This is a genomic window from Salinicola corii (genome assembly GCF_008298015.1).
GTDB classification, from domain to species: Bacteria; Pseudomonadota; Gammaproteobacteria; order Pseudomonadales; family Halomonadaceae; genus Salinicola; species Salinicola corii.
Genome location: NZ_VTPX01000004.1, coordinates 254,915 through 279,786, shown reverse-complemented (window position 1 = coordinate 279,786; position 24,872 = coordinate 254,915). Strand labels below are relative to the sequence as shown.

Below are 24,872 nucleotides of genomic sequence, written 5' to 3'. Positions count from 1 at the left end.
GGTTTAGGTTCAGGTCATTGGCTGTATCGCCCGATGCAAGGGGCCGCTCGAAAAGTCGGCGAGCGAAGATCAAACGCGGCGAAAATTGGCGAAATAGCGGAGTTGACCGGGTTGTCAATGAGCATATTGAGCCGATTTTCAACAATGGTTGATCGAGCGCAGCCAGTTTTCCAGCGGTCCCTAGCGCAGGTCGGCAAGCATGGTTTCCGGTGCCTCCAGATACCCCTTCCAGCGATTGCAGAAACGCGCCATGGTGCCGCCATCCAGCACCCGGTGGTCGCCGGACCAGGTCACGGTCATGATCGAGCGCGCCACTACCCGCCCCTCGGCATCGAAGCGCGGCAGCCGCTGGACGCGGCCGAGGGCGACGATCGCCACCTCCGGCGCGTTGATGATCGGCATGGCATGGGTGCCGCCCAGCACGCCGATGTTGGAGATGCTGATGGTGCCGCCCTTGAGATCGGCCGGTTCGACCCGTCCGTCGCGAGCGGCCCGGGTCAGGCGCTCCACTTCGCTCGCCACTTCGCGTAGGCTAAGCCGCTCGACATGCTTGACGTTGGGCACCAGCAGGCCGTTGGCGCTGTCCACCGCCATGCCGACATGGCAGCCGTCCTGGTAGTGGATGGCATCGGCTGCCGCATTGAGCCGGCAGTTGAGCAAGGGAAACTCCATCACCGCCAGGGCCAGCGCCTTCATCAGCAGCGGCATCAGCGTCAGCCGCTCGTCGCGCGCCTCGAAATCGCCCTTCAGGCGCTCCCGCAACGCCAGCAGCTCGGTGACGTCGAACTCGTCGCCGTAGGCAAAATGCGGAATCGTCGACGCCGCTTCGCTCATCCGCCTGGCCATCACGGCACGTACGCCGCGAAGCGGCTCGACGCGTTCGCCGCTGGAGGCAGCATCGGCAGCCGTCGTGAGCCGATGGTCCGCCGCTTCGGCCTGCCTGGGGCGCTGCTCCTGCTTTTCCTGTTGCTGCCGAAACGCCAGCACATCCTCCTTGAGCACCCGGCCATCCTTGCCGCTACCGGGAATCTCCTCGAGACGGACCCCGAGCTCGCGCACCCGCCGGCGTACCGCCGGGCTGGCGGGGATGCGTCTCCGGCCGGCGTCATCCCGCGCCGAGCGGGCGGCTGACCGCGACTCGGCCCCGCTATCCACGCGATGAGCCGGGGCCGGGTGGGGCTCGGCGTGGGTTTCACGTGGAACAGTGCCGGTCGCCATGGCGTCGGTATCGCTGCATTCGTCAGTGCTGCCGCTGGCCTGGGGCACGTACGCGAACAGCGGCGAGTGCACCCTGGCAACCTCGTCGAGCTGGCAATACCGCCGCACCAGCCGCCCCGCCTCCGGGGCGGTGATCTCCATCACCGCCTTGTCGGTGCTGACCTCGACCACCGGCTGATCCTCGGCGATCTCGTCGCCCTCCTCGACACGCCAGGCCACCACCTCGCACTCGACGATCCCTTCGCCCAGGTCGGGCAGTATGAAATCCTTCGATGCCGCCGGTTCCGTCTCCCCGGCTTCCGGTCCGGGCGGCTGCGGGGCTTCGTCTTCGGGCGTGGCGGCGATCGGTTCAGGTGGCCGAGCATCGTGGTCGGATCGGGAGTCATGGTTGGATCGAGCGCCAGCGTCGGACCGGGCGCGCTCGTCGACGCTCTCGATGGCGAACAGCGGCGCGTGGACCCGGGCCGTCTCCCCTTCGCGGACATAGAGCCGCGTGACGCGCCCGGCCTCGGGAGCGGGGATCTCCACCAGGGCCTTGTCGGTGGTCACCTCGGCGACAGGCTGGTCCTCGGCGATGGTATCGCCCTCGCTGACCAGCCACTTCACCACTTCGCACTCGACGATGCCTTCGCCGATATCGGGCAGCAGGAAATCGCTCATCTCGCCTCCTCTCCTAGAAATCCATCGTGCGGTGGATGGCGTCGAGCACCTTCAACGGCCCCGGCATGTACTCTTTCTCGAGCGTCAGCGGGAACGGCGTATCGAGCCCGGTGACGCGCTCGATCGGCGACTCCAGATAGAGGAAACAGCGGTTCTGGATGGTGGCGGCGACCTCGGCGGCGAATCCGCCGGTCAGCGGCGCCTCGTGACTGACGATCAACCGTCCGGTCTTGAGCACCGATTCGACCACGGTCTCGACATCCCACGGCACGATGGTGCGAAGATCGATCAGCTCGCAGGAGACGCCCTCCTTCCCGGCCATGTCGGCGGCCTGTTCGATCACCTCCATCTGCGCCCCCCAGGCCAGCAGCGTGATGTCGCTGCCCTCCTGGACCACCTCCGCCTGGCGCAGCGGCAGTTCGTAATCGTCGTCGGGCACCTCGCCCACCGACGCACGATAGAGGCGCTTGGGCTCGAAGAAGAGCACCGGGTCCGGCGAACGGATCGAGGCCAGCAACAGCCCCTTGGCCTGGTGCGGATTGCGCGGCACCACCACGGTCAGCCCCGGCGTGTGGGCGAAATAGGCCTCCGGCGATTGCGAATGGTAGTGGCCACCGGCGATGCCGCCGCCGTAGGGCGCGCGCACGGTCAGGCCGCCGACATCGAACAGGCTGCCGGAGCGATAGCGGAACTTGGCGGTCTCGTTCACCAGTTGATCGAAGGCGGGGAAGATGTAGTCGGCAAACTGGATCTCGGCCACCGGCACCGAGCCCTGGGCGGCCAGACCGTTGGCGAAGCCGACGATACCCTGCTCCACCAGCGGGGTGTTGAAGCAGCGCTCGCGGCCGTACTTCTCCTGCAGGTGGCTGGTGGCGCGGAACACGCCGCCGAACACCCCCACATCCTCGCCGAAGCAGAGCACCCGGTCATCCGAGGCCATGGCGGTATCCAGCGCGTTATTGACGGCCTGGAGCAGATTCATCCGACTCATGCCTGGCCCTCCTTCTCGGTGCTGTCATCCAGCCACGGCGCACTCCTGGGATAGGCCTCGGGGTGACGGACGATATGCGCTTTCAACGTCTCGAGCTGCTCGCGCAGCAGCGGGGGAGTCTCGGCGTAGACATCGCTGATCAGCGTGGCCAGCGCCGGTGGGCGACGCTTCTCGGCCTGCTTCATGCCGTCGAGCACCTCACGGCGCAGCGACTCGGTCAGCTCGCGCTCTTCGTCCTCGGTCCACCAGCCACGATCGATCAGCCAACGCTGCATCCGGCGCAGCGGATCCTTCTTGTGCCACGCCTCCTCCTCCTTCTTGCTGCGATAGCCGGACGGGTCGTCGGAGGAGGAGTGAGCCGCCAGCCGATAGGTCATCGCCTCGATCAGCACCGGTTCGTTGTGCTCCACCGCCAGCCGCCGGGCCTCGCGGGTCGCTTCGAATACCGCCAGGATGTCGTTGCCATCGACCCGGATCGACTGCATGCGATAGCCGAAGGCGCGGGCAGCGACCCCGTCGCCGGCAAACTGCTCGGTGACCGGGGTCGAGATGGCGTAGCCGTTGTTGCGGCACAGGAAGATCACCGGCACCTTGTGCACCGAGGCCATGTTGAGCGCCGCATGGAAATCCCCTTCCGAGGCCGCGCCCTCGCCGAAGATCGCCAGCGTGCAGTGGCCCTGGCCGGCCAGCTTCTGACCGTAGGCGTAGCCGGTGGCCTGGGGAATCTGGGTCGCCAGCGGCGAGGAGATCGTCAGGTAGTGGAGATCCCGCGAGCCGTAGTGGATCGGCATCTGGCGACCGTGAGCTGTATCGCGCTCGTTGCCGAACAGCTGGTTCATGAACTCGTCGGTGGTGAAGCCGCGATAGGCCAGCGCTCCCTGCTCGCGGTACTGGGCCATGATCATGTCGGCGTCGTCCAGCGCCGCCGTACTGCCGACCACCGCGGCCTCCTCGCCGGTGCACTGCATGTAGAAACTGAGCCGCCCCTGTCGCTGGGCCGCCATCATGCGCTCGTCGAGCACGCGGGTGTAGAGCATGGCGCGGTAGACGCGCCGCGCGGTCGCTTCGTCGAGCGTTGGCTTGCCCGCCCCGGCATAAGCGGTGCCATCCGGCTTGAGCAGCGTGAATACGGGAATCTGGATATCGTCGCCATTGGCAAAGACCGGCTTGTGGACGGGTTTTGCCGTGGATCGGGTCGTCTTCATGTGACGCTTCCTGGGCCGAGAATTCGGAACGCCTTATGAGCGGCTTTCAACACCTGACCTTGACGTTAATGTCAACTCGTCGCCATCCTACCTTGGTCGTTTAGCACTAGGTCCTATTGTCCCGCCCCGGAGGGCATCGCTAGAACAGAGCAACGAGGCGTACCGGCTACCCGATCCGGCACGCCAAACGCCTTGTCAGGCACATCGACGCCGCGGCGCCCTGCATGCCTCGCGGGCCCACCCGCCCGCGCAGTCTCTCCGGCGCGGCCACCGAGGGAATTCCGTTACCCATGGACTTCGAACTCAACGACGACCAGCAGGCCTACCGGGAAGCGGCACGCCAGTTCTCGCGCCGCGAGCTGGCGCCCTACGCCGCCGAATGGGATGCCCAAAGCATCTTTCCGGTGGAGACGATACGCCAGGCCGGCGAACTCGGCTTCTGCGGCCTGTACACCCCGGAGGCCGCCGGCGGGCTGGGCCTGAGCCGGCTCGATTCGACCCTGATCATTGAGGAGCTGGCCCAGGGCTGCACCTCCACCACCGCCTTTCTGACCATTCACAACATGGTCAACTGGATCCTGGCCAGCTACGCCGGCGACGCGGTCCGAGAGACCTGGCTGCCGCCGATGCTCGCCGGCGAGACGCTGGGCTCCTACTGCCTCACCGAGCCCAACGCCGGCTCCGATGCCGCCTCGCTGCGCACCCGCGCGCACCGCGACGGCGACGCCTACGTGATCGACGGCAACAAGATGTTCATCTCCGGCGCCGGCGATACCCAGTTGCTGGTGGTGATGGCCCGCACCGGCGCACCGGACAGCGGCGCCGACGGCATCTCCGCCTTCGCCGTGCCAGCGGACACGGCGGGTATCGACTACGGCAAGAAGGAGGAGAAGATGGGCTGGAATAGCCAGCCCACCCGGGCGATCAGCTTCGACGGCGTGCGCGTGCCGGCGGATCATCGTCTCGGCGAGGAGGGCGAGGGCTTCCGTATCGCCATGCGCGCCCTCGACGGCGGACGCATCAACATCGCCACCTGCTCCGTCGGCACCGCCCAGGCCGCGCTCACCACCGCCCACCGCTACCTGAACGAGCGCCAGCAGTTCGGCCGTCCGCTGGCCAGCTTCCAGGCGCTGCAGTTCAAGCTCGCCGACATGGCCACCCAGCTCGTCGCCGCGCGCCAGATGGTGCGTCTGGCGGCGAGCAAGCTCGACCGCGGCGACCCCGACGCCACGCTCTACTGCGCCATGGCCAAGCGCTTCGCCACCGACCAGGGCTTCGCCATCTGCAACGAGGCCCTGCAGCTCCACGGCGGCTACGGCTACCTGCGCGACTACCCGCTGGAGCGCCACGTTCGCGACTGCCGGGTGCACCAGATTCTCGAAGGCACCAACGAGATCATGCGCCTGGTGATCGCCCGCCGCCTGCTCGACAAGGACGACCTGGAGATCTCGACATGACCGACCGTCACACCGCCCCCCAGCCGGGCGCGACGCCGCAAGAGACGCCAAGAGAGACGCCGTCGGCCGACGGCCTGCGCCTGGAGCGCCACGGCGCCATCGCCGTGCTGACCATCGACAACCCGCCCGCCAACACCTGGCACGAAGGCTCGCTGACGGCACTCGCCGACCATCTCGACGTGCTGGCGGCCGAGCCCCAGCCGCCGGCGCTGGTGATCACCGGCGCCGGCGACAAGTTCTTCTCCGCCGGGGCCGACCTCAAGCGCTTCACCGAGGGCAAGGCCACCGCGCTGGAGATGGCGACCCGCTTCGGGCGCGCCTTCGAGACCCTGAGCGCCTACCCCGGGGTCACCATCGCCGCGATCAACGGCTACGCCATGGGCGGTGGGCTGGAGTGCGCGCTGGCCTGCGACATCCGCATCGCCGAGCGTCAGGCGCAGCTGGCACTGCCGGAGGCCAAGGTGGGGCTGCTGCCCTGCGCCGGCGGCACCCAGCACCTGCCGTGGCTGGTGGGCGAGGGCTGGGCCAAGCGCATGATTCTGTGCGGCGAGCGCATCGACGCCGAGCGCGCCCTGACCATCGGCCTGGTCGAGGAGCTGGTCGACGCTGGCCAGGCTTTCGCCAGCGCGCTCGAACTGGCCGAGCGCAGCACCGGCCAGAGCCCGCAAGCCCTGGACCGCTGCAAGCGCCTGATCATGAACGCCCGCGACCACGGCCTGCCCCACGGCTACCGCATGGAGCGCGAGCTGTTCATGGAACTGTTCGACACCGCCGCCCCGGGCGAGGGCATCGGCGCCTTCCTCGACAAGCGCCCGCCGCGCTGGCGCGAGAACCCGACCCCGGGCGCAGGCGACGACAGCCGCGACGGAGACCAGGCATGAGCGAGCCCGTGCGCTTCGATACCCTGGCCACCGCCGACGGCCACCGCCTCGGACGCATCACCCTCGATGCCCCCAAGAGCCTCAACGCGCTGTCGCTGGCGATGATCGATGCCATCCAGGTGCAGATCGACGCCTGGGCCAAAGACCCGACGGTGGTCGCCCTGTGGCTGGAGGGTGCCGGCGACAAGGCGTTCTGCGCCGGCGGCGACGTGGTTGCCCTCCATCGCGCCATCGCCGAAGGCCACACCGGCCGTGACCCGGAGGCCGCGGATGGCTTCGTGGCACGCTACTTCACCCACGAGTACCGCCTCGACCACGCCCTGCACGCCTACCCCAAGCCCATCGTCGCCTGGGGCGACGGCATCGTCATGGGCGGCGGTATCGGCCTCATGGCCGGCGCCTCGCACCGGGTGGTGACGCCGCGCTCGATGCTGGCGATGCCGGAGATCACCATCGGCCTCTATCCGGACGTGGGCGCCAGCTGGTTCCTGAACCGCATGCCGGGGGCCAGCGGCACCTTCCTCGGCCTGACCGGCGCCCGCCTCAACGCCAGCGACGCCCTGTTCGTCGGTCTCGCCGACCGTCTTATTGACGCCGAGCGCCGCGACGCGGTGATCGACGACCTGCTCGATGCCGACTGGTCCCGCCCGCGCCCGGCACTCGAACGGGTGCTGCGCGCCCACGCCGCGGCGAGCCGCGAGCTCGCCCCGGCCGCCGAGGTCGCACCGCGGCAGGAGGCAATCGCCGCGCTGACCGACGCCGACAGCGACGAAGCGCTGATCGACAACATCATCGCCGCCGGCGACAGCGACGACCCCTGGATCGCCCGTGCCGCGCGCAACCTAGCCGCCGGCTCGCCGCTCTCGGCGCGGCTGATCCTACGCCAGCTGGCCCGCTGCCGGCGCGTATCGCTGGCCGAAACGCTGCGTAGCGAGCTGGATCTGTCGCTGGCCTGTGCCGCCCACGGCGATCTCGGCGAAGGTGTCCGGGCACTGCTGATCGACAAGGACAAGAATCCCCGATGGCAGCACGCCCACGGCGAAGTGCTCGGCGCCGATATCGCGGCCTGCTTCGTTTCCTCGTGGGATCGTGATGGTCATCCCCTGCGGGATCTCGCCGATCGGCCTGCAGAGAAGGAACCGACTCATGCAACTGACTGAACGCACCTTCATCGTCACCGGCGGCGGCTCCGGGCTGGGCGCCGCCACCGCCCAGCGGCTGATCGCGGCCGGGGCCTGCGTGACCCTGGCCGACCATGATGAGACGGCGGCGCGGACCCAGGCCGAGTCACTGGGGGCGAACGCCCTGGCGGTGACCGCCGATGTCACCCAGGCGGCGGATGCCGAGCGGGTGATCGCCGCCACCCGCGACCACTTCGGCGCCCTCCATGGGCTGATCAACTGCGCCGGAGTGGCGCCGGCGGAGAAGATCCACGGCAAGCGCGGCGTGCACGACCTCGAACGCTTCCGCCGGGTGGTCGACATCAATCTGATCGGCACCTTCAACATGCTGCGCCTGGCGGTGGCGGCGATGCAGGAGAACCCGGCGACGGAGGACGACGGCGAGCGCGGGGTGGTGATCAACACCGCCTCGGTGGCCGCCTTCGAGGGCCAGATCGGCCAGGCCGCCTACGCCGCCTCCAAGGCCGGCGTGGTCGGGCTGACCCTGCCCGCCGCCCGCGAGCTGGCCAGCTCGGGCATCCGGGTGATGGCGATCGCCCCCGGCATCTTCGACACCGCCATGATGCAGGGCATGCCTGAGGAGGTGCGCGAGAGCCTCAACGCCAAGGTGCCGTTCCCGCCGCGCATGGGCCACGCCGAGGAGTACGCCGCGCTGGCCTGCCAGATCCTGGAGAACCGCTATCTCAATGGCGAGGTGATTCGTCTCGATGGCGGCATTCGCATGAGTGCGCGGTGAAAAACGACTGAGAGGGTGTTTACAAATTCGACGAGCGAAGACAAGACAAGGCGAAATCGGCCGAAAAAGCGGAGTTTACAAGGGGTAAATGAGTATTTTGAGGTCGATTTCAACGCCGTATTGTCGAGCGCAGGCATTTTGTAAACACCCTCTGAGCATCGATCCCTCACCAGTATGGGAGAGCAGACTATGAACACCCCAGACCCGATCGTCATCGTCGGCGCCAAGCGCACGCCGATGGGCGCCTTCCAGGGCGCCCTGGGCGGGCTTGCCTGCCCGCAGCTGGGTGCGACGGCGATTCGCGGCGCCCTCGAACAGGCCCGGCTGGCGCCCGACAGCCTCGACGAGCTGATCATGGGCTGCGTGCTCCCCGCCGGGCAGGGCCAGGCGCCGGCGCGCCAGGCGGCACTCGGCGCGGGCCTGGCCGAGTCGACGCCCTGCACCACCGTCAACAAGATGTGCGGCTCCGGCATGAAGGCGGTGATGCAGACGTTCGACACGCTGTCGCTGGGTCACGCAGCCCACGCCATCGCCGGCGGCATGGAGAGCATGAGCAACGCCCCCTACCTGCTGCCCAAGGCGCGGACAGGGCTGCGCATGGGGCATGCCCAGGTGCTCGATCACATGTTCCTCGACGGGCTCGAGGACGCCTACGAGCCAGGGCGGCTGATGGGCACCTACGCCGAGGCGTGCGCCCAGGCCTTCGGCTTCGGCCGCGAGGCCCAGGATGCCTACGCCATCGCCTCGCTGACCCGCGCCCGCCAGGCGATCGAGAGCGGCGTCTTTGCCAAGGAGATCGTCGCCCTCGACGCCCCCGCCGGCCGCGACACCCGCCGGGTCGACCAGGACGAACAGCCCCACAAGGCCAATCTCGAGCGCATCCCCCAGCTCAAGCCCGCCTTTCGCGACGGCGGCAGCGTCACCGCCGCCAACTCGAGCTCGATCTCCGATGGCGCCGCGGCGCTGGTACTGATGCGCCAGCGCGAGGCCGAGCGCCAGGGGCTGACCCCGCTGGCGCGCCTCCACGGCCACGCCAGCCACGCCATGCGCCCGGGCGACTTTCCGGTGGCGCCGATCCACGCCGTGCGCAAGCTCTACCAGCGCCTCGGCTGGACGCGAGAGAGCGTCGATCTCTACGAGATCAACGAAGCCTTCGCGGTGGTGGCAATGGCGGCGATGCGAGAACTCGATCTCGACCACGAGCGGGTCAACGTGCACGGCGGCGCTTGCGCCCTGGGCCACCCGATCGGCGCCTCCGGCGCACGGATTCTGGTCACGCTGCTCAACGCGCTCACCCATCACGGCCTGACCCGGGGCGTGGCGGCGATCTGTATCGGCGGCGGCGAGGCCACGGCGGTCGGCATCGAACGGCTCGCGTAGCCGCAGACGCGAGTGCCGGCATCCCTGCCGCACGACATCCACTTCAGGGGAGATATGACGATGACCGGGCCTGCCAGCGCCAACCACAGCCACCAACCCAGCTACGTCAGTGGCACCAGCGACCGGCCACTGCTGGGCCTGACCATCGGCGACTGCCTCGACGCCGCCGCCAGCGACTGCCCCGACCGCGAGGCGCTGGTGAGCTGCCATCAGAATCTGCGCTACACCTACGCCGAGCTGCGCGCGGAGGCCGACCGCATCGCCCGCGCCCTGCTGGCGCTGGGGGTCGAGCGCGGCGACCGGGTCGGCATCTGGTCGCTCAACTGTGCGGAGTGGGCGCTTACCCAGCTGGCGACGGCCAAGATCGGCGCGATCCTGGTCGATCTCAACCCGAGCTATCGCGCCCACGAACTCGAACACGCGCTCACCCAGTCCGGCCTGTCCGTCCTGGTACTGCAGGGCGCCTATCGGGCCAGCGGCGAGATCAAGTCACATTACGTCGATATCCTCTGCCAGCTCGCCCCGGAGCTACGCGACGTCCCCATCGACGAGCAGCGCCGACTCGACTGCGCTAGCCTGCCCCGACTCAGGCAGGTGGTCTGTCTCGACCCTGAACTCGCCACACCAGGCATGTGGCACTGGAACGAGCTGGCTACCCTCGCCGACGGCATCTCCGCCGAGCGGTTGGCGAAGCGGCAGGCCGAATTGCAGTTCGACGATCCGATCAACATCCAGTACACCTCCGGCACCACCGGCGCGCCCAAGGGGGTGACGCTGACCCATCACAACATTCTCAACAACGGTTACTTCGTCGGTGGCGGGATGAATCTGCACCCCGGCGAGCGGGTGGTGATCCCGGTACCGCTCTATCACTGCTTCGGCATGGTGATGGGCAATCTGGCGTGCCTGTCGCACCGCGCCACCGCGATCTATCCCAACGACGGTTTCGACCCCGAGGCGACGCTGCGCGCGGTGGAAGCCGAGCGCGCCCAGGCGCTCTATGGCGTGCCGACGATGTTCATCGCCGAACTCGAGCATCCCGAGTTCGCGCGCTTCGATCTCTCCAGCCTGCGCACCGGCATCATGGCCGGTTCCAACTGCCCCATCGAGGTGATGAAGCGGGTGATCGAGCGCATGCACATGCAGGACGTCACCATCGCCTACGGCATGACCGAGACCAGTCCGGTGAGCCTGCAGACCCGGCCTGACGCCCCGTTGGCCAAGCGCGTGGCCACCGTCGGCACCATTCACCCACACCTGGAGGTGAAGATCGTCGACCCAGCCAGCGACCAGGTGGTCCCGCGCGGCACCAGCGGCGAACTTTGCACCCGCGGCTACAGCGTGATGCTCGGCTACTGGGACAACGACGCAGCCACCCACCAGTCGATCGATGCGCAGGGCTGGATGCACAGCGGCGACCTGGCAATGATGGACGACGACGGCTTCGTCGCCATCACCGGACGCATCAAGGACATGATCATCCGCGGCGGCGAGAACCTCTACCCGCGCGAGATCGAGGAGTTTCTCTACACCCACCCGGCGATCTCCGACGCCCAGGTGTTCGGCGTGCCGGACCACAGGTACGGTGAGGCGGTGGCGGTATGGGTCCGGCTGGTGGAAGGCGCCGAGCTCGACGAGGAGGCGATCCGCGACTACTGCCGTGACCGTATCGACCACCACAAGATCCCGCGCTACGTCCGGTTCGTCGACGAATTCCCGATGACCGTCAGCGGCAAGGTGCAGAAATTCCGGATGCGCCAGGCCACCAGTCACGAACTGGGGTTGGAGTCGCCATCGGACACGGCCTGATCAACCGTCAAGTCGTCTCGCACTGCGATCCAGGCAGCCAACCCCGTCGGATTGCCATCCCATGATGATCGCACTCGATGATGACGCTATACCTGGGCGTAGCCGCCATCGACGAAGACTTCGCCACCAGTCATGTAGCTACTGTCACTGGAGGCGAGAAACGCGGCTACCGCAGCCGTTTCGGCGGGATCCCCCATCCGTCCAAGTGGCGTTGCCTGCATCTGGCCGGTGAGGATGTCGTCGTTCAGTAGCCCTTTCACTGTGTCCGTCTCCGTCAGGCCGGGAGAGAGCACATTAACCCGAATACCGCTGCCTCGGAGATCCAGGGCCCAACTCCTGGCGAGGTTGCGAACGGCCGCCTTGGAGGCGCTGTAGACGCTCATTGCCGGCGTTCCTGTCACGCCCACCGTTGACCCCGTCAGAATGATCGAACTGCCGGCTGGCATCAAAGGCAGCGCTTTTTGCACCGTGAACAGCGTTCCCCTGACGTTGATATCGAAAGTATGGTCGAAATGCTCGGGTGTGATCGCACCGAGGGCCACCAGCTCACCGACCCCGGCGTTCGCGAACAGGATATCGAGACTGCCCCTTTCGGATTTCACCGCCGAGAACAGGCGATCGAGATCTGCCGATTTCGTGACGTCGCCCCGGACGGCACGCGCATGGGAGCCGAGTTCGGCCACTGCCGCGTCGAGCGCTTCCTGTCTGCGCCCGAAGAGATAGACGAACGCCCCCTCCGCCGTGAAGCGCTTCGCCGTGGCCAGGCCGATGCCCGATGCGCCGCCGGTGATCACGGCGGTCTTTCCCTGTAGCTTACCCATCCGTCTGCACTCCTGGTATTGAGAAGGAGGCAGGTTAAGAATTAACATTCTTTTCTACAAGTATGCACCTTTTGGTAAGTATCAAAATGAACGAGAAAACCTTGGCACCCTCGCCTTTCATCTGTGGCCTCGACGCCACGCTCCACGTCGTGGGCGGCAAGTGGAAGCCGCTTATCCTCCACTTCCTGGCGGGTGGCTCACTGCGCTACGGCGAACTGAAGCGCAGCGTCCGTGGCATCAGTCACAAGATGCTGATTCAGCAGCTCAAGATGCTGGAGCGGGATGGCGTCGTGTCGCGGACGGATCACGGGGAGATTCCTCCCCGCGTGGATTACGCACTGACGCCGCTTGGCCACAGCCTGTGCGAAGCGCTCAGGCCACTGTGCAGTTGGGGAGATCAACACACCGAGACGATCGCCGCCATGCTGGAACAGCGCGAAGCGTAGCAACCCGCGCGTTCGGCTCTGCGTTGGCGGCGTCAGTGAGTCAGCCCCGATTGACCACCGCCATGGTCAGCCGCGACATGCACACCAGCCGGCCGCGCTCGTCCTCGATGCGGATCTCCCACAGCTGGGTGGTGCCACCGATATGCAGCGGCCGGGCGCACCCCTCGACCCAGCCCTGGCGCACCGCGCGCACGTGGTTGGCGTTGATCTCCAGGCCCACCGCCATCTTGCTCTCGTCGGCCAGGCAAAGGTTCGCCGCAATGCTGCCCAGCGTCTCCGCCAGCACCACCGAGGCGCCGCCGTGGAGCAGGCCGTAGGGCTGGTGGGTGCGCGCATCCACCGGCATGCGTCCGCGCAGGCAGTCGTCACCCAGCTCGGTGAACTCGATACCGATATGCGCGACCAGCGTGTCGCGGCACTCGGCTTCGAGCGCCTCCAGGGATGATTCGCGTTTCCAGATCGGCATGGCAGGGGTCTCCGGTGATAACAATGAAGGAGGCGACGCCTCCCTCTTTAGGCTAGTTCTCGTATTAACACGTTGACGTTAACGTTAATCAATACCTATCGTCATCTCGTCTCGACGTGGTCCCGAATCGGGCAGGCGTGCTTATTCACACCCTTACCGGGACTTACCCACTACTTATCCACAGAAACCCTCGTTTTCAGCAACGTCCATTCACAACAATGCTCTCGCTACCCGTCATGGTGACGGAGCTCCGACCAAGGCCATCGACCCATGAGCACACTGGCTATCGTTGTCTCGCTGATCCTGCTGATCGTCCTCGCCTATCGCGGCATCACCGTGCTGCTGCTGGCACCGCTGATGGCGTCGCTGGCGGTGCTGCTGTCCGGGGAAGCCGGGCTGCTGCTGCCGATCTACACCGACACCTTCATGAGTGCACTCGGCGGCTATCTGATCAAGTTCTTCCCGCTGTTCATCCTCGGCGCCCTGTTTGGCCAGTTGATGGCCGATTCCGGCGCCGCGCATGCCATCGCCAACTGGATCATCAAGCGTCTCGGCACCCGCCACGTGGTGCTGACCGTGGTGCTGGCCTGCGCCATCCTGACCTACGGCGGCGTGTCGCTGTTCGTGGTGGCGTTCGCGGTCTTCCCCATCGGGGCGGCGTTGTTCCGCGAGACCGGCACGCCCAAGCGGCTGATCCCCGGTGCCATCGCGCTGGGTTCGTTCACCTTCACCATGACCGCGCTGCCGGGGACGCCCGCGATCCAGAACGCGATCCCGATTCCGTTCTTCCAGACCACCAGTTTCGCCGCGCCGGGCCTCGGCATCATCGCCGGCTGTCTGATGCTGGGGCTTGGCACCTGGTGGCTGCAGTCCCGCGCCAGCAAGGCGATGCGCCAGGGCGAGGACTACGGCCATCACCCCAACGAGAAGATAGACATCGCCGAGGTACCCGTCATCGGTACCGTCGCTGCCTTCACGCCGCTGGTGATGGTGATCCTGCTCAACGGCCTGCTGACCTACTGGATTCTGCCGAGCCTCGATTTCTCGCAGCTGCCGGAAGCGCGCTTCGGCGCCCTCGACCCCAACTCGATGCTCGGGCTGTGGGCGATCATCATCGCACTGCTGATCTCCTGCGCCTGGCTGGTCGTCACCCGCTGGCGGCACTGGGCGGACCTCAAGGAGACCATCAACAAGGGCTGTTTCGGCTCGATGCTGCCGGTGTTCAACACCGCCTCCGAAGTGGGTTACGGCGCGGTGATCGCCAGCCTGGCCGGCTTCGTGGTCATCCGCGATGCGGTGCTCGGCCTCGCCCCCGGCAACCCGCTGATCTCCGAGGCGGTGTCGATGAACGTGCTGGCCGCCATCACCGGTTCCTCCTCCGGCGGCATGAGCATCGCGCTCAGCGTGCTCGGCGACGACTACCTGCGCATGGCCAACGCGGTCGGTCTCAACCCCGAACTGCTGCACCGGGTCGCCACCATCGCCGCCGGCGGCATGGACACGCTGCCTCACTCCGGCGCGGTGATCACGCTGCTGGCGATCTGCGGCCTCACCCACCGCCAGTCCTATCCCAACATCGCCATGGTCACCATCGTGGTGCCGATGATCACGCTGGTCGCGGTGATCACCCTGGGCACCCTGTTCGGGAGTTTTTGAGCCGATGAACGACGCCCAACCTACCGCACTGCTGACGCCAGGGGTCGAGTACGACCGCCTCTACGATGACTTCGCGTGGGAGGTGCCGGCGCAGTTCAATATCGCCAGCGTCTGCTGCGACCGCTGGGCGGAGGACCCGGAGCGCCTGGCGATGATCGAAGTCCACGACGACGGCAGCGCCCGCGAGATCACCTTCCTGGAACTCAAGCTCGGCGCCAACCGGCTGGCCAACAGCCTGGCCGCCCACGGCATTCAGCCCGGTGACCGCGTCGGTGTGCTGCTGCCCCAGCGCCACGAAACCGCGCTGGCGCATCTGGCCTGCTTCAAGCTGGGGGTGATCGCGGTGCCGCTGTTCAGCCTGTTCGGCCCGGAGGCGCTGCACCACCGGCTCGCCGACTGTGGCATGCGCGCCATCGTCAGCGATGCGCGCGGCATGGCGACGCTCGACGAGATCCGCCACCAGCTGCCGGCGCTGACCGCGATCTACACCGTCGATGCCGCGCCCGGGGCGGGCCGGCCCACCGCTGACGCGCTCGACTTCCACGCCGAGCTGGCCGCCGCCAGCGACGCCTTCGTCACCCGCGATACCCGCGCCGACGACCCGGCGCTGATCATCTACACCTCCGGCACCACCGGCAGCCCCAAGGGTGCGGTACATGGCCACCGGGTGCTGCTCGGCCACCTGCCGGGGGTGGAGATATCCCACGACCTGTTGCCGCAGCCCGGCGACCGTTTCTGGACGCCGGCCGACTGGGCCTGGATCGGCGGCCTGCTCGACGTGCTGCTGCCGTCGCTCTACCACGCGGTGCCGATCGTCGCCCACCGCATGCTCAAGTTCTCGCCCGAGGCGGCGTTCGCGCTGATCGAGCGCCACCGCGTGCGCAACCTGTTCCTGCCGCCGACCGCGCTCAAGCTGATGCGCCGTGTCAAGCAGCCGCAACGCCGCTGGCGGCTCGACGTGCGCAGCGTCGCCAGCGGTGGCGAGTCCCTGGGCGAAGCGCTGCTGGCGTGGGGGCGGGAGACCTTCGGTGTCACCATCAACGAGTTCTACGGCCAGACCGAATGCAACATGGTGCTGTCGGCCTGCGCGTCGCTCGACGTGCACCGCCCCGGCGCGATCGGCAAGGCGGTGCCGGGGCACGAGCTGGCCATCGTCGATGCCGAGGGCCAGCGTCTCGCCGATGGCGAGACCGGCCATATCGCGGTGCGCTCGCCGGATCCGGTGATGTTCCTGCACTACTGGCAGAAGCCGGAGGCGACCGCGGCCAAGTTCGCCGGCGAGTGGCTGCTGACCGGCGACATGGGCTTTCGCGATGCCGAGGGCTACTTCACCTTCCTCAGCCGCGACGACGACGTCATCACCAGCGCCGGCTACCGCATCGGCCCGGCGCCCATCGAGAACTGTCTGCTGGGCCACCCGGCGGTGCGCATGGCCGCCGTGGTGGGCAAGCCGGACGAGTTGCGCACCGAGATCGTGGCCGCCTACGTGGTGCTCGCCGAGGACTGGGAACCCACCCCGGCACTGGTGGAGACGCTGCAGCAGCACGTGCGCTCGCGCCTGGCGGCCCACGAGTACCCGCGCGAGATCCACTTCATCGACGAATTCCCGATGACCGCCACCGGCAAGATCGTGCGCAAGGCACTGAGAACGCTGGATCGCGACGAGACCCCATGAACACGCCCCTTCCGCGCCCTGGAGTGACCGCATGAACTTTATCGGCAACGCCTTCGACGAGATCGCCGTCGATGACACCTTCGGTCAGACCCTGACCATCACCGAGGCGCATATCGTCCAGGCCTGTGGCCTGTTCGGCGACTTCAACCCGCTGCACAGCAACGAGGCCTTCGCCAAACGGACACGCTTCGGCCAGCGCATTCTGCACGGGCCGATGACCTCGGCCTACATGACCGCCTCCATCGGCATGTTCTTCTACGCCACCGCCGAGGCCTATCTGGAGCACGACTGCCGCTTTCTCTCCCCGGTCTTCGCGGGTGACACCCTGACGGTGAACTGGCGGATCGCCGAGCTGGTTCCCAAGCCCAGGCATCGCGGCGGTATCGCGGTGCTGGCGGGTAGTTGCCGCAATCAGCGCGACGAGGTCGTCGCCGAGGCCAACGGCAAGATCCTGCTGCTGGATCGTGAGGCGGTCAGCCACCCGAAGGGCATTCGATGAGCGGCATCTCCTAAGACCATGGTCGAGGGGCTCTAGCCGCATCTGAATATTGACGTTAACGTCAACGTATCAAGACAAAGAAGCTGTACCCGACAGCGAGGATGCCACCATGCACGCCCCCTACACCGAGCTGGATTTCGGGCTCGCCGACGAGCTGAACATGCTGCGCGAGCAGGTCAACGCCTTCGCCCGGGACGAGATCGCCCCGCGCGCGGCCCAGATCGACCATGACAACGCCTTCCCCGCGGATCTGTGGCAGAAGTTCGGCGACATGGGCCTGCTGGGAATCACCGTCGGCGAGGAGGATGGTGGCAGCGGCATGGGCTATCTGGCCCACTGCATCGCCATGGAGGAGATCTCCCGGGCCAGCGCCTCGGTGGGGCTCTCCTACGGCGCCCATGCCAACCTCTGCGTCAACCAGATCAAGCTCAACGCTACGCCCGAGCAGAAGGCCAGGTACCTGCCCAAGCTGATCAGCGGCGAGCACGTGGGGGCACTGGCGATGTCCGAGCCCGGCGCCGGGTCGGACGTGGTCTCGATGAGCCTGCGCGCCGACAGGCACGGCGATCACTACGTGCTCAACGGCAACAAGATGTGGATCACCAACGGCCCCGACGCCGACGTGCTGGTGGTCTATGCCAAGACCGACCCCGAGGCCGGCGCCAAGGGCATCACCGCCTTTCTGATCGAGAAGGGGTTTGCCGGTTTCTCCACCGCCCAGAAGCTCGACAAACTGGGCATGCGCGGCTCCAACACCTGCGAGCTGGTATTCGAGGAGTGCCAGGTACCGGCGGAGAACGTGCTGGGCGAGGAGAATCGCGGCGTGAAAGTGCTGATGAGCGGGCTCGACTACGAGCGCACGGTGCTCGCCGCCGGGCCTGTCGGCATCATGCAGGCGTGCCTGGACGTGGTGGTGCCCTACGTCCACGAACGCAAACAGTTCGGCCAGCCCATCGGCGAATTCCAGCTGGTGCAGGGCAAGCTCGCCGACATGCACACCACGCTCAACGCCTGCCGCGCCTATCTCTATGCGGTGGCCGGCGCCTGCGACCGCGGCCGCGCCACCCGCAAGGACGCCGCCGGGGTGATTCTCTACTGCGCCGAGAAGGCGACCCAGATGGCGCTGGACGCCATCCAACTGCTCGGCGGCAACGGCTATATCAACGAATACCCCACCGGGCGGCTGCTGCGCGACGCCAAGCTCTACGAGATCGGCGCCGGCACCAGCGAGATACGGCGGATGTTGATCGGGCGCGAACTGTTCGCGGAATCGGCATAAATCAGTATCGAGCTTCGGGCTTCGAGCCTCGAACTGCTCGTAGCTCGTAGCTCGTAGCTCGTAGCTCGTAGCTCGTAGCTCGTAGCTCGTAGCTCGTAGCTCGTAGCTCGTAGCTCGTAGCTCGTAGCTCGTAGCTCGTAGCTCGTAAGAGGATTTCCATGGCCATACTGAGTAGCCAGATCAACCCCCGCACGGAAGCCTTCCAGGCCAACGAGGCGGCGCTGCGGAGCGAAGTCGACAAGCTGCGCGACCTGACCGCCAGCATCGCCCAAGGCGGCGGCGACAAGGCCCGCGCGCGGCACGAGTCCCGCGGCAAGCTGTTCGTCCGCGACCGGATCGACCATCTGCTCGACGAGGGCTCGGCGTTTCTGGAGATCGGCGCCCTGGCGGCGCACGAGGTCTACGACTCCCAGGTACCCGCCGCCGGGGTGGTCGCCGGCATCGGCCGGGTCAGCGGCGTGGAGTGCGTGATCGTCGCCAACGACGCCACGGTCAAGGGCGGCACCTACTTCCCGCTGACGGTGAAGAAGCATCTTCGCGCCCAGGAGATCGCCCGCAAGCATCGGCTGCCCTGCCTCTACCTGGTGGACTCCGGCGGTGCCTACCTGCCCGAACAGGACGAGGTCTTCCCCGACCATGACGACTTCGGCCGCATCTTCTACAACCAGGCCACGCTCTCCGCCGCGGGCATCCCGCAGATCGCGGTGGTGATGGGCTCCTGCACCGCCGGTGGCGCCTACGTGCCGGCGATGGCCGACGAATCGATCATCGTGCGCGGCCAGGGCACCATCTTTCTCGGCGGCCCGCCGCTGGTGAAGGCCGCCACCGGCGAGACCATCAGCGCCGAGGACCTGGGCGGCGCCGACGTCCATGCCAAGATCAGCGGCGTGGTCGACCACTACGCCGAGAACGACGCCCACGCGCTGCAGCTCGCCCGTCGCGCGGTTTCCCGTCTCAACTGGCACAAGAGCGGCCAGTTGGCGATGAAAAAATCCGCGCCGCCGCGGCTCGACCCGTCGGAGCTCTACGGCATCGTCGGCACCGACCTGCGCAAGCCGTATGACGTCCGCGAGGTGATCGCACGGCTGGTGGACGACTCCGACTTCGACGAGTTCAAGCGCTACTACGGCGACACCCTGGTCACCGGCTTCGCCCACTGGTGCGGCCATCCGGTGGGTATCGTCGCCAACAACGGGGTGCTGTTCTCGGAGTCGGCGCAGAAGGGCGCGCACTTCATCGAACTCTGCGCCCAGCGCCAGATCCCGCTGATCTTTCTACAGAACATCACCGGCTTCATGGTCGGCTCCAAGTACGAGCAGGAGGGCATCGCCAAGCACGGCGCCAAGCTGGTCACCGCCGTGGCCTGTGCCAAGGTGCCCAAGTTCACCGTGCTGATCGGCGGCAGCTTCGGCGCCGGCAACTACGGCATGTGCGGTCGTGCCTATGATCCGAACCTGTTGTTCATGTGGCCCAATGCGCGCATCTCGGTAATGGGCGGCGAGCAGGCCGCCAACGTGCTGGCCCAGGTGAAGCGCGAGCAGCTCGAACGCGACGGCAGCGCCTGGCCGGAAGACGAGGAAGCGGCGTTCAAGGCGCCGATTCGCGAACAGTACGAACGCCAGGGCCACCCCTACTACGCCAGCGCCCGGCTGTGGGACGACGGCGTGATCGACCCGCTGCAGACCCGCGACGTGATCGGCCTGGCGCTCTCCGCCGCGATGAATGCAGAAGTCGAAGAGACAAGATTCGGCGTGTTTAGGATGTAGGCGTTTCGCGCCCAGCTTCGAGCGACGGGCAGCGAGCCACGAGAAGCTCGAAGCTCGAAGCTCGAAGCTCGAAGCTCGAAGCTCGAAGCCAACATGATCATGAGAGGCCGCCATGGCAGCCATATCCGATAGCTTCACTCGTTTGACCATCGACTCCCGCGGCGTCGCGCGGCTGACGCTGGATCGGCCCGAGGTTCACAACGCCTTCGACGATGCGTTGATCAGCGAGCTCAACGCCCATCTCGAACGCCTGCACGCGCTGGCCGAGCGCGACGAGGTGCGGCTGGTGGTGCTGGCATCCGACGGCAAGCACTTCTCCGCCGGGGCGGATCTGCACTGGATGAAGCGCATGGTCGACTACGACTTCGACGACAACCTCAAGGATTCCCGCGAGCTGGCGCGGCTGATGCAGCAGCTGGACGAGCTGCCCTGCCCGACGCTGTGCCGGGTGCAAGGCGCAGCCTACGGCGGCGCGGTGGGGCTTGCCGCCTGCTGCGACGTGGTGATCGCCTCAGAAAGAGCGACGTTCTGCCTGTCGGAAGTGCGTATCGGCCTCTCGCCGGCGGTGATCAGCCCCTATGTTCAGCGCGCCATCGGCCCGCGCCAGATGCGCCGCTACGCGCTCACCGCCGAGGTGATCGACGCCGCCACCGCGCAGTCCTTGGGCCTGGTGCATGAGGTGGTGGATGGGCAGGAGCTGGATATCCACATCGACCAGACGATCGATCGGCTGCTCGCCGCCTCGCCCCAGGCCCAGCGCGCCACCAAGGCGCTGCTGGCCCGGGTCGACCAGGATCCCGGTTCCGATGCCACCCGTGAGCGCTGCTGTCGCACGATCAGCGAACTGCGGGTCAGCCGCGAAGGTCAGGAGGGACTCGCCGCCTTCTTCGACAAGCGCCCGCCCGCCTGGCAGCCCACCGGAGATGCCCACAGGCATAAAGACGGCCATTCGGACAACAAGGAACCGCGCTCATGAGCCTGACAAATGCGCCTCGCCCGCTACGTTCGGTGCTGATCGCCAACCGCGGCGAGATCGCCTGCCGCGTGATGCGCACCGCCCGCCGTCTGGGGCTTCGCACCATTGCCGTCTACTCCGATGCCGACGCCAACGCGCGCCACGTGCGCGAGGCCGACGAGGCCGTGCGCCTCGGCCCCGCCCCCGCGCGGGAGAGCTATCTCGATATCGACAAGGTCATCGCCGCCGCCCAGCGCAGCGGCGCCGACGCCATCCATCCGGGCTACGGGTTTCTCTCCGAGAACGCCGACTTCGTCGCCGCCTGCGAGGCTGCCGGGATCATCTTCGTCGGGCCGCCGGCCAGCGCCATCGCCGCCATGGGCGACAAGGCGTCGGCCAAGGCGCGCATGTTTAAGGCCGGCGTGCCGCTGGTGCCCGGCTACCACGGCGAGGCGCAGGAGGACGAACTGCTCCGGGAGGAAGCCGGCAAGATCGGCTATCCGGTACTGCTGAAAGCCAGCGCCGGCGGCGGTGGCAAGGGCATGCGGGTGGTCGAGTCCGACCGCGAGTTTCAGGCCGCCCTCGACGGCTGCCGCCGGGAGTCTCGCGCCGCCTTCGGCGACGAGCGCATGCTGATCGAGAAGTACCTGACCCAGCCGCGCCACGTCGAAGTGCAGGTGTTCTGCGATAGCCAAGGCAACGGTGTCTACCTGTTCGAGCGCGACTGCAGCGTGCAGCGCCGCCACCAGAAGGTGCTGGAAGAAGCACCGGCCCCCGACCTGCCCCCCGTACTGCGCCAGCAAATGGGCGAAGCTGCCGTCCGCGCCGCCCAGGAGATCGGTTATGTCGGCGCCGGGACGGTGGAGTTCCTGCTGGATGCCGCCGCCGAAACCGCGCAGGAGAGCGGCTCGCCGTTCTTCTTCATGGAGATGAATACCCGGCTGCAGGTCGAGCACCCGGTGACCGAGATGATCACCGGCGAGGATCTGGTCGAGTGGCAGCTGCGCGTGGCCGCCGGGCTGCCGCTGCCCAAAAGCCAGGACGCGCTGACGCTCACCGGCCACGCCATCGAAGCGCGGCTCTACGCCGAGGATCCGGACAACGACTTTCTGCCCGCCACCGGCACGCTAGAGCGGTTCGGTCTCGACCTGAACGCTGGCGACCTGACATCGGATCGCGTACGCCTGGATAGCGGCGTCGAGGCCGGCGATGACGTCTCGATGCACTACGACCCGATGCTGGCCAAGCTGATCGTTCACGGCGAGGATCGCGGCCAGGCCCTGGCAGAGATGGATCGTGCGTTGGCTGCGCTGGATGTCTCCGGCGTGACCACCAACCGCCGTTTTCTGCAGCGGCTGGTGACGCATCCGGATTTCATCGCCGCCCGGCTCGACACCCGCTTTATCGAACACCACCACAACGCGCTGTTCGCGAGTGAACCGGTCTCCAACGCGGAGTTCGCCTGCGCCGCGCTGGTGGCGCTCGACCAGTTGGATCGAGCCAGCGATGAACGTTCACCGTGGGAGCGCCGTGACGGCTGGCGGCTCAACGCCCCGCAGCACGTTCGACTGGCATTTGCCGAGGCCGAGGGCGCGCCGCCGATCCCCGTGACCGCGACACGCTCTGCCTCGCAATCGACTTGGCAACTGAGCGTGGACCGAGACGGCGAGCAGCATCTCGAAGGCCGCCTGCAGCGGCTCGACGGTGACGCCGTGGCGATCACCCTGGATGGCCATCGCCGTCGCCTGCTGGCGCACACCGATCCCACTCTGGATGGCGAAACGATCATCCTCACCGCCGCCGGCTTCGAGTCCCGCCTGATCTGGCGGCGCTCGGACCGGGTCGATCATCTGCCGCATGAGGTCGAAGCCAGGCTGACCGCCTCCATGCACGGCACTGTGGTGGCGCTGCTGGTCGAACCCGGCCAGACGGTGGAGAAAGGCACGCCGCTGGTGGTGGTAGAAGCGATGAAGATGGAGCACACCCTGAGCGCCCCCGCCGCCGGCGCGGTGGAAGCGTTTCACTTCAAGGTGGGCGACGCCGTGGCGCAGGGGGATGAGCTACTGGCGTTCGCCACTGCCGACGCGACTGAGGGGGTGTGAGATGGGTGTGCCGAAGCGAGTGAGTATCGTCGAGGTCGGCCCGCGGGACGGGCTGCAGAACGAAGCCGAACCCATCGCCACGGGCGCCAAACTGGAACTGATCGACCGGCTCGGCGCGGCGGGGCTCAAACGGATCGAAGCGGCGAGTTTCGTCTCGCCCAAATGGGTGCCGCAGATGGCGGATCACCGCGAGGTGATGACCGGCATTCGCCGCCGGCCGGGTGTGATCTACTCCGCGCTTACGCCCAATCTCAAAGGGCTGGAGGCCGCGCTGGCGTGCGGCGTCGAAGAGGTCGCCGTTTTCGCAGCGGCGAGCGAAGCCTTCTCCCAGAAGAACATCAACTGCTCCATCGCCGAGTCACTGGAGCGCTTCGCCCCGGTGATCGAACGCGCCCGTGAGTCGAACGTGCGCGTGCGCGGCTATGTCTCCTGCGTGCTCGGCTGCCCCTACGAAGGCAACATCGCCCCCCAGCGGGTCGCCGAGGTCTCCCGGGCGCTGTACGAGATGGGCTGCTACGAGATCTCGCTGGGCGACACCATCGGCGTCGGCACCCCGCTCAAGGCCAAGCGCCTGCTCGACGCCGTGAGCCGAGATATCCCCAGGGACAAGCTCGCCGCCCACTTCCACGACACCTACGGCCAGGCGCTGGCCAATCTCTACGCCGTGCTCGAAGAGGGCATCGGCGTGATCGACAGCGCCGTCGCCGGACTCGGCGGCTGCCCCTACGCCAAGGGCGCCACCGGCAACGTCGCCACCGAAGACGTGATCTACTTGCTCAACGGCCTCGGCATCGACAGCGGCGTGGATCTGGATAACTTGGCAGAGACAGGGGTGTGGATAACACAGACCCTCGACAGACCGAATCGGTCGAAGGTGGGTGTGGCGTTGGCGGCGAAGCGAACGAGCCGCTGAAAGCAAAAGGCCCCGAGTCAGTGATCTGACTCGAGGCCTGACATTATCCGTTGGAAGTGGCACATCACTTCGTTCAATGCAGCTTTTCGAAGACTTCCGGGTGCTGCTCAGCAATGCGCAGTAGTGCCACTGCCGGCCCTTGCGGCTCCCGCCGCCCCTGCTCCCAGTCCTGAAGCGTTCGCACGCTGACACCCATCAGGCCGGCAAAGGCGGATTGCGACAGTTTCAGCTTCAACCGGATCGCCTTGGGCGGCGAGGGCTCTGAAAGCTCCTGCGTTCGCAGCGCCAGCTTGCCTTTCTTGAACTGTTTGATTTCCTGGATGCCTTCGAGGATCTCGGCCCCAATATTTCTCTCACCCATTTTTGATCGCCTCCGCTATCTGCTTGAGCATATGGCCAGGAATGCTGGCACGCTCCGATTTACCGTAAAGCGTCAGCATCCATATCTCGTGATCGGATTTTTCCAGTAGTAAATTGCCCTGACACCGCCGCTCTTGCCGGAACCGGTTGGAGCCCACCGAACCTTACGCACACCAGACGAGCCTTTGATGAGATCGCCAGCATCCGGCTTCTGCAAAAGATACGTTTGCAGCCCGCGGTACTCTTCGTCCGTGAGGTAGCTTGGCAACAGCTTGGTGAACGTGGAGGTTTCGATGAATAGCATTACGCAAATGTACGGCAAAGCCGTATAAATATCAAAAGCGGAGGTGAATGCTACGCCCTGGCTCGGCGACGCCATCGGCAAGTCGAACCGGTCGAAGGCGGGGGTGGCGCTG

At 66.8% G+C, this 24,872-nt stretch carries 22 protein-coding genes; 15 read left to right on the top strand and 7 right to left on the bottom strand.

The features are described 5' to 3' along the window. Positions 1-180: 180 nt before the first annotated feature. The 3 genes from F0A16_RS09720 to F0A16_RS09710 are packed head-to-tail and all read right to left on the bottom strand — an operon-like array spanning position 181 to position 4,074. Positions 181-1,878, bottom strand: a complete 1,698-nt coding sequence (locus F0A16_RS09720; protein WP_149435187.1) for a dihydrolipoyllysine-residue acetyltransferase — start codon at positions 1,876-1,878, stop codon at positions 181-183. Between the two features lie 13 nt (positions 1,879-1,891). Next, a complete protein-coding gene (locus F0A16_RS09715) occupies positions 1,892-2,869 on the bottom strand; it encodes an alpha-ketoacid dehydrogenase subunit beta (protein ID WP_149435186.1) in 978 nt (325 codons plus the stop codon). Continuing rightward, complete coding sequence (locus F0A16_RS09710) at positions 2,866-4,074, bottom strand: thiamine pyrophosphate-dependent dehydrogenase E1 component subunit alpha (protein WP_149435185.1); 1,209 nt, start codon at positions 4,072-4,074, stop codon at positions 2,866-2,868. The genes F0A16_RS09715 and F0A16_RS09710 overlap by 4 nt, the downstream gene beginning before the upstream one ends. A gap of 290 nt (positions 4,075-4,364) precedes the next feature. Between F0A16_RS09710 and F0A16_RS09705 the strand changes: the two genes are divergently transcribed. The 6 genes from F0A16_RS09705 to F0A16_RS09680 all read left to right on the top strand — a co-directional run bounded on the left by F0A16_RS09705 (position 4,365) and on the right by F0A16_RS09680 (position 11,518). Beyond that, positions 4,365-5,531 (top strand): acyl-CoA dehydrogenase family protein, encoded by a 1,167-nt coding sequence (locus F0A16_RS09705; protein ID WP_149435315.1) that lies wholly within the window; start codon positions 4,365-4,367, stop codon positions 5,529-5,531. Then, a complete protein-coding gene (locus tag F0A16_RS09700; protein ID WP_149435184.1) occupies positions 5,528-6,412 on the top strand; it encodes an enoyl-CoA hydratase in 885 nt (294 codons plus the stop codon). The genes F0A16_RS09705 and F0A16_RS09700 overlap by 4 nt, the downstream gene beginning before the upstream one ends. Beyond that, positions 6,409-7,572: an enoyl-CoA hydratase/isomerase family protein gene (locus tag F0A16_RS09695; RefSeq protein ID WP_149435183.1), complete on the top strand. Its 1,164-nt coding sequence runs from the start codon at positions 6,409-6,411 to the stop codon at positions 7,570-7,572. The genes F0A16_RS09700 and F0A16_RS09695 overlap by 4 nt, the downstream gene beginning before the upstream one ends. Next, positions 7,559-8,329, top strand: a complete 771-nt coding sequence (locus F0A16_RS09690) for an SDR family NAD(P)-dependent oxidoreductase (RefSeq protein ID WP_149435182.1) — start codon at positions 7,559-7,561, stop codon at positions 8,327-8,329. The genes F0A16_RS09695 and F0A16_RS09690 overlap by 14 nt, the downstream gene beginning before the upstream one ends. 189 nt (positions 8,330-8,518) lie before the next feature. Further along, positions 8,519-9,709 carry an acetyl-CoA C-acyltransferase gene (locus tag F0A16_RS09685; RefSeq protein ID WP_149435181.1) on the top strand — a complete coding sequence of 397 codons (1,191 nt, stop codon included), beginning with the start codon at positions 8,519-8,521 and terminating at the stop codon, positions 9,707-9,709. A 60-nt stretch (positions 9,710-9,769) separates the two neighbouring features. Further along, positions 9,770-11,518: an AMP-binding protein gene (locus tag F0A16_RS09680; protein WP_149435180.1), complete on the top strand. Its 1,749-nt coding sequence runs from the start codon at positions 9,770-9,772 to the stop codon at positions 11,516-11,518. An 86-nt stretch (positions 11,519-11,604) separates the two neighbouring features. Here the strand turns inward: F0A16_RS09680 and F0A16_RS09675 are convergent, their stop codons facing one another. Continuing rightward, positions 11,605-12,339, bottom strand: coding sequence for an SDR family NAD(P)-dependent oxidoreductase (locus F0A16_RS09675; RefSeq protein WP_149435179.1), 735 nt, complete (start codon positions 12,337-12,339; stop codon positions 11,605-11,607). A 101-nt stretch (positions 12,340-12,440) separates the two neighbouring features. On the opposite strand from F0A16_RS09675, the gene F0A16_RS09670 reads away from it, so the two are divergent. Then, entirely contained in the window at positions 12,441-12,785 is a 345-nt protein-coding gene (locus F0A16_RS09670; RefSeq protein ID WP_239023778.1) for a winged helix-turn-helix transcriptional regulator, read from the top strand. A 40-nt stretch (positions 12,786-12,825) separates the two neighbouring features. Here the strand turns inward: F0A16_RS09670 and F0A16_RS09665 are convergent, their stop codons facing one another. Further along, on the bottom strand, positions 12,826-13,251 hold the full coding sequence (locus F0A16_RS09665; RefSeq protein WP_149435177.1) for a hotdog fold thioesterase: 426 nt from the start codon (positions 13,249-13,251) through the stop codon (positions 12,826-12,828). A gap of 270 nt (positions 13,252-13,521) precedes the next feature. Here F0A16_RS09665 and F0A16_RS09660 point away from each other — a divergent pair, with 270 nt between their 5' ends. The 8 genes from F0A16_RS09660 (at position 13,522) to F0A16_RS09625 (ending at position 24,096) form a co-directional block, all read left to right on the top strand. Continuing rightward, positions 13,522-14,907 carry a GntP family permease gene (locus tag F0A16_RS09660; protein WP_149435176.1) on the top strand — a complete coding sequence of 462 codons (1,386 nt, stop codon included), beginning with the start codon at positions 13,522-13,524 and terminating at the stop codon, positions 14,905-14,907. A 4-nt stretch (positions 14,908-14,911) separates the two neighbouring features. Beyond that, a complete protein-coding gene (locus tag F0A16_RS09655; protein ID WP_149435175.1) occupies positions 14,912-16,582 on the top strand; it encodes an acyl-CoA synthetase in 1,671 nt (556 codons plus the stop codon). 31 nt (positions 16,583-16,613) lie between these two features. Next, the gene (locus F0A16_RS09650) at positions 16,614-17,081 is read left to right on the top strand and encodes a MaoC family dehydratase (RefSeq protein WP_149435174.1); all 468 of its coding nucleotides are present in this window, start codon (positions 16,614-16,616) and stop codon (positions 17,079-17,081) included. 109 nt (positions 17,082-17,190) lie between these two features. Continuing rightward, positions 17,191-18,360 carry an isovaleryl-CoA dehydrogenase gene (locus tag F0A16_RS09645; RefSeq protein ID WP_149435173.1) on the top strand — a complete coding sequence of 390 codons (1,170 nt, stop codon included), beginning with the start codon at positions 17,191-17,193 and terminating at the stop codon, positions 18,358-18,360. Positions 18,361-18,518: 158 nt separating this feature from the next. Then, positions 18,519-20,126 (top strand): carboxyl transferase domain-containing protein, encoded by a 1,608-nt coding sequence (locus tag F0A16_RS09640; RefSeq protein WP_149435172.1) that lies wholly within the window; start codon positions 18,519-18,521, stop codon positions 20,124-20,126. A 112-nt stretch (positions 20,127-20,238) separates the two neighbouring features. After that, entirely contained in the window at positions 20,239-21,102 is an 864-nt protein-coding gene (locus F0A16_RS09635) for an enoyl-CoA hydratase/isomerase family protein (protein ID WP_149435171.1), read from the top strand. Next, positions 21,099-23,183, top strand: a complete 2,085-nt coding sequence (locus F0A16_RS09630; protein ID WP_149435170.1) for an acetyl/propionyl/methylcrotonyl-CoA carboxylase subunit alpha — start codon at positions 21,099-21,101, stop codon at positions 23,181-23,183. The genes F0A16_RS09635 and F0A16_RS09630 overlap by 4 nt, the downstream gene beginning before the upstream one ends. 1 nt (position 23,184) lies before the next feature. Beyond that, entirely contained in the window at positions 23,185-24,096 is a 912-nt protein-coding gene (locus tag F0A16_RS09625) for a hydroxymethylglutaryl-CoA lyase (RefSeq protein ID WP_149435314.1), read from the top strand. Positions 24,097-24,169: 73 nt separating this feature from the next. Here the strand turns inward: F0A16_RS09625 and F0A16_RS09620 are convergent, their stop codons facing one another. Both F0A16_RS09620 and F0A16_RS09615 read right to left on the bottom strand, forming a co-directional pair. After that, positions 24,170-24,457: a helix-turn-helix domain-containing protein gene (locus F0A16_RS09620; RefSeq protein WP_149435169.1), complete on the bottom strand. Its 288-nt coding sequence runs from the start codon at positions 24,455-24,457 to the stop codon at positions 24,170-24,172. 72 nt (positions 24,458-24,529) lie between these two features. Continuing rightward, positions 24,530-24,835 (bottom strand): hypothetical protein, encoded by a 306-nt coding sequence (locus F0A16_RS09615; protein WP_239023777.1) that lies wholly within the window; start codon positions 24,833-24,835, stop codon positions 24,530-24,532. Positions 24,836-24,872 lie beyond the last annotated feature (37 nt).